This is a genomic window from Spirillospora sp. NPDC052269, assembly GCF_040679435.1.
Lineage (GTDB): Bacteria > Actinomycetota > Actinomycetes > Streptosporangiales > Streptosporangiaceae > Spirillospora.
On record NZ_JBFAUU010000045.1, the window covers coordinates 1 to 2,915 of the forward strand.

Sequence of the window (2,915 nt, forward strand, 5' to 3'; positions counted from 1 at the left end):
CCGCCGGCTGCCAGAGCGGCCAGTGCCGCGGTGGCGGCGAGGATGGTGAACAGGGCGGGGTACCCACCGAGGCCGGTGGCCAGGGCGGCGCCGGCGGCGGGGGCGATGGCACCCGCGATGGTGATGGGCGCGGCCATGATGCCGGACAGGGAGCCGTAGGCGGTGGTGCCCCAGCGGTCGGAGACGGCGGTGGCCTGCAGCAGGGTGGAGACGCCGCGCATGATCCCGGCCAGGACGGCGATGGCGATGAGCAGCGGCACGGGGCCGGGCACCGCGGCGAGCGCGGCCGTGGTGAGGGCGGAACCGGCAAGGATGCCGATCGTGCGGGCTTGGACGCTGGTGCGGCGGACCAGGGCGCGGTAGCCCAGCCGTCCGGCGACCTGCCCGACGCCGCCGAGGCCGAGCGCCCACGCGGCGAGGGCGGGCGAGGCGCCGCGTGAGGTGAGCAGCGGAATGAGGTTGGTCAGCACGGCGTACAGGGAGAACGCCGACAGAGTGAGCGCACTGGTCAGCATCAGGAACGAGGGACTGCGCACCACCATGCCGACCTGAACGTTGCTCCGGTCGCCATCGGCATCGCCGTGGCCCGCAGAAGCGGTGGGGCGCTCCTTGGCCCGCGGCCACGGGCGACGAAGGGCGAGGTAGTGCAAGGGGATGGTCACCGCTGCGAGGACGGCGGCGAGCACCAAGTAGACACCCCGCCAGGACAGTTGACCGGCCAGTGCGTCGGTGAGGGGTGCGAAGACGGTGCTGGCCAGGCCCGCGACGAGTGTGAGTGTGGTCAGGGCGGCCAGGTGATGAGGCGCGTAGTAGCGGGTGAGGGCGGCGAACGCGGGTTGGTAGAGCACTGCGGTCATCGCGGCTCCGGCCAGCAGCCACGCGGCCACGAACCAGCCCAGGTCGGGGGCGGCCGCCATTCCGAGGACGGCCACGACGCCCAGTACCGAACCTCCGGTCATCAGCAGGCGAGGACCATGCCGGTCCAGGGCACGGCCCAGAGGGATTCCGCCGAGGGCCGCCAGGATCAGCGCGGCGGAGAACGCGGAGGTGATGGCGCTGGTGGACCAGCCGGTCTCGCGGCTGATGTGAGGGGCCAGGACGGGGAAGGCGTAGTACAGCACTCCCCAACTGGTGATCTCGGTGATGCACAGGGCGGTCAGCACGCCGCGCAAGGAGCGGCCGGTCCCGGCGACTTGGGCTGCCGGGACCGGAGCGGGGGTCGCAGTGCTCACGTGGCCGGTCAGGACTCGCCGTCTTCGGCGTCGCCGGAGTACCCGTGCGCGCTTCCGGTCGCGAACCCGAGCCGAACGGGACCTCCGATGCCGATGGCCACCGGCTCAGGCGCCGAACCGCCGCAGCAGGAACCGCCGTCGCTGTCCCCCTTCACCACGGCCACCGACTCGGGCGCCGAGCTGCCGCAGCAGGATCCGCCGTTGCTGTCTCCTGCAACCGCGGTCGCGGGCTCGGGGGCCGAACCGCCGCAGCAGGAGCCGCCGCCGGCGTCGGCGGAGGTGCCGGGCAGCAGGTCTTCGGTGACCAGGTTGCTGGAGCAGACCCCGGTCTCGGGGAGGTCGAGTTCGACGGCGTCGGCTGCGGCGCGGTCCCCGGCGAGAGCGGCGACCACGGAGCGGACCTGCTCGTAGCCGGTGGCCATCAGGAACGTCGGGGCGCGGCCGTAGCTCTTCATCCCGACCACGTAGAAGCCGGTCTCGGGGTGGGCCAGGTCGCGCTCGCCGTGCGCGGGGACGGTTCCGCAGGAGTGGAAGTTGGGGTCGATCATCGGCGCGAGCCGGACGGGCGCTCCGGTGGCGGAGTCGAGGTCCACGCGGACTTCGCGGAGCATGTCCAGGTCGGGCCGGAAGCCGGTGGCCGCGGCGACGGCGTCGGCCTCGATGGCGCGCTCGCCGTCCGGGGTCACGCCGACGACCTTGACGGGACCGGCGGCCGGTCCGGCGTCGGGGCTGGTGAAGCCGGTGATGGTGAAGCCGCGCACGAGGTCGATCGCGCCGCCTTCCACCGCGGCCTTGAGGCGGGTGCCGAGTGCGCCGCGGGCGGGGAGGCCGTCGGCGTCCCCGCCGCCGTACAGGCGGGCGACCGAGGAGCCGCGGACGGCCCAGGTGATGCGGGTGCCGGGCGCGGTCCTGGCGAGTTCGGCGAGGGCGAGCAGGGTGTTGGCGGCCGAGTGGCCCATGCCGACGACCAGGGTGTGCCTGCCCGCGAAGCGGTCGCGGTCGCGTCCCAGGACGTCCGGCAGCGGCCCGGTCAGGTACGGCGCGGCCTGCTCCTCGCCGGGGGCGGGCAGGCCGGAGTGGCCGAGCGGGTTGCCGTTCCCCCAGGTTCCCGAGGCGTCGATGACGGCGCGGGCCGTCAGGTCGGCGACGGCCCCGTCGGGGCCGACGGTCCGGACCAGCAGGGGCTGGGCGTCGCGTCCGATGGTGCGGGTGACGTCCATGCCCTGGCGCGTGATGGCGATCACACGGGTGCCGGTGCGGATTCGTCCGGCCAGCGCGGGCACCTCGGCCAGGGGCGTCAGGTAGTCGCGGACCAGCTCGGCGCCGGTCGGCAGCGTCTCCGGCTCGGGCAGGGTCCACCCGGTCGGCTCGAGGAGGCGGCGCGCGGCGGCGTCGGTGTTGTACCGCCACGGCGAGAACAGCCGGACGTGCCCCCAGTCGGAGATCGCCGCCCCGGCGCTGTCACCGGCCTCCAGAACGACGAACTCCAGCCCGCGTTCGGCCAGGTGGGCGGCGGCGGCGAGCCCGACCGGACCGGCCCCGATGACCACCACCGGCAGTCGCGGATCCTCCAGGACGGTCCCGGCGCGCTCTGCGGCGACCTTGGTCTCGGGCACCGCGCGGCCGAGGTCCACGGGCTGCGCCGCGCCGCCGCCCCCGCAACAACCGCCTCCGGCCGCGGTG

At 74.6% G+C, this 2,915-nt stretch carries 2 protein-coding genes; both read right to left on the bottom strand.

All coding sequences use genetic code 11. The features are described 5' to 3' along the window. The coding region (locus AB0L06_RS43470) for an MFS transporter (protein WP_500237632.1) at positions 1-1,232 on the bottom strand (1,232 nt) is incomplete at its 3' end. 8 nt (positions 1,233-1,240) lie between these two features. Next, entirely contained in the window at positions 1,241-2,866 is a 1,626-nt protein-coding gene (locus AB0L06_RS43475; protein ID WP_500237633.1) for an FAD-dependent oxidoreductase, read from the bottom strand. Positions 2,867-2,915 lie beyond the last annotated feature (49 nt).